This window comes from Nostoc sp., assembly GCF_036917415.1.
Classification (GTDB): Bacteria; Cyanobacteriota; Cyanobacteriia; order Cyanobacteriales; family Nostocaceae; genus Nostoc.
In genome coordinates, this window is sequence record NZ_JBALDJ010000063.1 from 1 (window position 1) to 4,213 (window position 4,213).

At 39.8% G+C, this 4,213-nt stretch carries 6 protein-coding genes; 3 read left to right on the forward strand and 3 right to left on the reverse strand.

Annotated features, from left to right (window positions below; translation table 11 throughout):
* Window positions 1-116 precede the first annotated feature (116 nt).
* Both V7K41_RS12415 and V7K41_RS12420 read left to right on the forward strand, forming a co-directional pair.
* Window positions 117-710: a DUF1517 domain-containing protein gene (locus V7K41_RS12415; protein WP_334848507.1), complete on the forward strand. Its 594-nt coding sequence runs from the start codon at window positions 117-119 to the stop codon at window positions 708-710.
* Window positions 711-780: 70 nt separating this feature from the next.
* Window positions 781-1,665 (forward strand): hypothetical protein, encoded by an 885-nt coding sequence (locus V7K41_RS12420; protein ID WP_334848498.1) that lies wholly within the window; start codon window positions 781-783, stop codon window positions 1,663-1,665.
* 287 nt (window positions 1,666-1,952) lie between these two features.
* Here the strand turns inward: V7K41_RS12420 and V7K41_RS12425 are convergent, their stop codons facing one another.
* Window positions 1,953-2,231 carry a hypothetical protein gene (locus V7K41_RS12425; protein ID WP_334848500.1) on the reverse strand — a complete coding sequence of 93 codons (279 nt, stop codon included), beginning with the start codon at window positions 2,229-2,231 and terminating at the stop codon, window positions 1,953-1,955.
* A 199-nt stretch (window positions 2,232-2,430) separates the two neighbouring features.
* Window positions 2,431-3,204: a hypothetical protein gene (locus V7K41_RS12430; protein ID WP_334848502.1), complete on the reverse strand. Its 774-nt coding sequence runs from the start codon at window positions 3,202-3,204 to the stop codon at window positions 2,431-2,433.
* Between the two features lie 113 nt (window positions 3,205-3,317).
* On the opposite strand from V7K41_RS12430, the gene V7K41_RS12435 reads away from it, so the two are divergent.
* Entirely contained in the window at window positions 3,318-3,785 is a 468-nt protein-coding gene (locus V7K41_RS12435; RefSeq protein ID WP_334848504.1) for a hypothetical protein, read from the forward strand.
* Between the two features lie 40 nt (window positions 3,786-3,825).
* Here the strand turns inward: V7K41_RS12435 and V7K41_RS12440 are convergent, their stop codons facing one another.
* On the reverse strand, window positions 3,826-4,152 hold the full coding sequence (locus V7K41_RS12440; protein ID WP_334848505.1) for a hypothetical protein: 327 nt from the start codon (window positions 4,150-4,152) through the stop codon (window positions 3,826-3,828).
* Window positions 4,153-4,213 lie beyond the last annotated feature (61 nt).

Below are 4,213 nucleotides of genomic sequence, written 5' to 3' on the forward strand. Positions count from 1 at the left end.
AAATGACAAATGACAAATGACAAATGACAAATGACAAATGACAAATGACAAATGACAAATGACAAATGACAAATGACAAATGACAAATGACAAAAAACAAAATTTTGGAGGAAAAAATGCGCGATACCTTTAATAAAATGATTGGTCGATCTCGCTATGTAGTGTTTCGCCTATTTCTGCACTTAGGGGGAGGTGAAGTAGCGCCAATTTTGGGAGTATTAAATAGTGCTGGGCGGGATGCGATCGATGCTGATGGCGACTTAGAAGTTTTAGGAGAAGGATTGGTAGAAATTAGCCAAACCCTGCTGCAATATGATGAATATTGGCTTTCTGCTGCCAACGAAGGTGACGTATTTTGGGATGAAGGTGAGGCAGGAGATTACGTGAATGAATTATTTACTGACTCTGCCGAAAGATATCTCAGCGAACCAGATTACGCTTCCAACTCTGGCTCGAATGAACCTTTATCCATACCTGTAACTCGCAACGTCATTGTGATGATTACAGTAGCTTATGAAGGAGAAGTACCAGATTTGGAAACTGATCTTTCTAACGTTCAGGCGCTGAAGGAAGGATTGAAAGCATTGATAAATTTGCATTATAAACATAGATTAAAGGCAATCCAAGTACATTTCTCACCAGCACAGTTAGGCGATGAACTTACTAGCGATCAACTGTTGCAATATTACCCAGAATTGATTCCTTTGTAATATGTTGGGTAGTCCGTACTTACTACTCGTATTGATAAATTGTTAAGCTCAGAGATAGGACAATAATCCAATGATCATGACCATAGTACGTAAATTTACAGCCGTTTTTTTAGCTCTGAGTTTGTGTATCACAACTGTTGCTTGTGGTGGTGAAAGCCAAACTAATTCTTCAGCTAAGAACGTTAGCCAAAGCTCTACTAACACCAAGCTGGGTGACGGAGAGTATCAAATACAACAAGCAACTTATGACGATGCAACTGGTGAATACAGCTTGTTTTTACTTAACAATAATCCCCCAACCTTTGCAACTGAAAATTTGCAAATGGCACGGTTAACTGATGATGAAATCAAGCAGGGTAAGAAAACCTATCTAAAGGTAGATAAAGGACAACCGATTTTATATCTGACGGAAGATTTTAAAATTGAGTACGTCCACAACGTTACCGAGAATAAAACTAATCCCCAAACAGGACAACAAGAGACGGTTGTAGTCCGTCGAGAAAATAACTTCTGGGCACCATTTGCTGGGTCTGTGGCTGGTAGCTTGGCGGGACAGGCAATTGGTAGTATGTTGTTTAGACCCCAGTATTATGTACCCCCTGCCTATTATCCAGGACAAGGATTAAGTGGCTTTGGTGGATATGGCGGAAGCTATGGCCAAGCAATTCAAAGCTACCAAACTCGCTATAATACGCCACCCGCAGCCGTGACAAATCGCACTGCGTTCCGCAATACAGGGACAATTAGAAGGTCATATCCTGGAAATTCAAATATACGCAATACACCGCGTAGCACTACAGGTAATAACCGTCCTTCTGGTTCTGGTTTTGGTGGTAGTACCTTGCGACCTTCTGGTAGAGCCACTTCACCCAGACGCAATTCTGGTAGTGGTTTTGGTAGTGGGCGTAGTTCAGCACCCCGCCGTTCAACTGGTTTTGGCAGCAGACGCCGTTAAGAAATTTCAAGAGTTACTTTATAAAGAAGCCGGAGGGTAATAAGTCAAACCTCCGGCTTCTCTTTAATATCTATGCAATTTGTGAGGAGGAATTATTAACCCTCTTCTATCACTTTGGGGAAAGAAAAATAAATGTAGGTTGGGTTGAACAAAGTGAAACCCAACTTTTCTAAGGTCTTTGGGTGTTGGGTTTCGTTCCTCAACCCAACCTACGTCTAAATTGATAAAAGTCATGAGAAATAAGGGTTTTAGATTTTTCTCTACCGATAGTGATTAAAGAGGGTTAATTATTCGGTTAAATAATATGAAATACTAAATACAAATATTGTTAAGAGAACAGGAATCATTTTACTAAAGTCTATTCGCTTTTGTTGAACCATTTCTAAACAAGACATCGGAATCATCAGAGGCCAGAAGATAGTTGCTACCACAAACATCACAAACGATAAAAATTTATCTTCTGGATTGGAAGCAGTATGACGTAGGGAAAATATTAACCAATTAGTTAAAAAATAGCATGTCATTAATAAGTAACCAATAGTTAAAGTCAGTTGGATCTGATTCACCGTGAGTACTCCTAAAGTTATGTGAGCTTCACTAATCATCATTCGTACAAAGTTATAACATATACAGTCGGAATCTCACCCCGTATTTGCTGACGCAAACACTTGTCTTTCCTTAGTAAGGGGAGGGATTGGGGGTGAGGTTGAAAAATGTATTTCATGTAAACGAGAACTGCTACAGCTATAGCTATTAAAGCAATAATTAAGCAGTCTTAAAAAATCTAATAATTTCACGGACATGATCCAGAAATTGCCCGTCAGTGGAAAGTTGTGCGATCGCATTTCTAGCTTCTCTCGCCAAACGCTCATGTTCAGTTTGATTTGTCGCCCGTAATTCTTCTAAATTAGCGGCAATTCGAGCTAAATCTCTGCGAGTTTCTTCGGCAAAACGTTGTTGAGTTGCGGATAAGGAATAGGGTTGTTCAGGATTAAGTTGATCTTCCAATGACTGGATTTTTTGTTCCAATATAGAGAAGCGATCGCGCAGTTCAAAAATATCTTCGCGCGGATACTTCCATTCTTGGCGAATCATCGCTAACCGCGCATATAAATACTCATAAGCACGAATCGCGGGACGCAGAATTGTTAATAATAAAGCTGCACCAGAACTTATATATCCCACTGTACTAATACCTGTAGCAGCAAGGGTATAAAGACCAACAGATGAGAACAAGTGTAAAGCAATGGCAACCCAGAGCGATCGCTTTGCCAACAATGTGACATACTTCACTTGTTTCTCATCGACTGGAATTCCTTTTTCAGTTGATTGTGCTGCTTCTGCTAAGACTTCTTTGGCTTGAAAATGCACATTCCACGGGACGGTAACAATTACCAATAGCCACCAAAAACTAGCACCACCAATCACCCAATCAAGAAAGTTACCTGTAGGTATGTGCAACCATTGCAGTAAGCCAAAAGCCACTAGCACCGGAACCACAATTCCAATAATGGAACCGATGAAAAAGTTGATATACATCTTACCCTGTCTCCGATGAAACTATCACCTCGATTATGGCTAGTGGTTCTCAATTATACAAATATATTTGTGATGGTTTTTCTAGTTGCACATGATAAAAGAAGGGAGAAATAATGGAATACTGCTTTGTAGAGTTTCAAGTAGATGATTCCAAAAGATTCAATGCTCTTTGTGAAGTTTTCAAGGAAATTAAAAAAGATAAAGACAACGATTCTTGGCGTAATGAAGAAGATTGGCTAATTTTTTTTGATCGCAAAGCATTATTACATTTTTGGTGGCCTAGTGAAGAAGAAGTGACTGAACATTTCCGTCGCTGGTTTGCAACACCTGTGGAACAGAGGTGGACAGATCCTAGCCTCAAAACTCCTTGGGACTTTTATTCTATGTTTGATGCTTTTCAAAATGGTGAATATCAATTAATTGCTTGTCGCATGGTTTCTGTCGACAGAGCTAAACTTGAATTTGAACCCTTTAGCCATCCCTATGGCGGAACTGGTGCAATACAGGCGTTAGTTGAATCTTTCGATTTTGTAATTATTGCAGAAGATGACGGTATAGAATATACAAAATTTAACCTGTAGCTTAGGAAAATAGTGAGGCAATTTAAACCTTTGCCCGTCACTATTGGATGAGATAGCTACGCCAAATTGATTGACTATCTTTACTACCTTTTTCTGGAATTAGCGATCGCCAAGTTTTACCTTCTTGCTGAATTTGCAGGTAAACGTCAAAGGGTTGTTTTGGTTGCGTCAAGCGCCGTTTTGGTAGCTTAACAATCAAGTCGTAGGTTCCCCGTACATGGAAAGCTGGTAAATTATCAATCGTTAGAGGTTGTTCTTGGGTAATTGATAGCCGCTTAATTTCAAATCCTTGAAAATCTAAATCCAACTGTTGACTAAGTTTTTGTTGAGTTTGGTTTGAGTCGATGGGGGATATTATTCCCCGCACCTCTCAGTTAAATCTGGGCGTGCGACTTTCACCGCACCCAGCTTCCGATGTTCTTAGCTTG

Bases quoted from the DNA above. Each gene is read 5' to 3' on its own strand.
- V7K41_RS12435 (WP_334848504.1), top strand. From the start codon at position 3,318: ATGGAATACTGCTTTGTAGAGTTTCAAGTAGATGATTCCAAAAGATTC.
- V7K41_RS12420 (WP_334848498.1), top strand. From the start codon at position 781: ATGATCATGACCATAGTACGTAAATTTACAGCCGTTTTTTTAGCTCTG.
- V7K41_RS12415 (WP_334848507.1), top strand. From the start codon at position 117: ATGCGCGATACCTTTAATAAAATGATTGGTCGATCTCGCTATGTAGTG.
- V7K41_RS12430 (WP_334848502.1), bottom strand. From the start codon at position 3,204: ATGTATATCAACTTTTTCATCGGTTCCATTATTGGAATTGTGGTTCCG.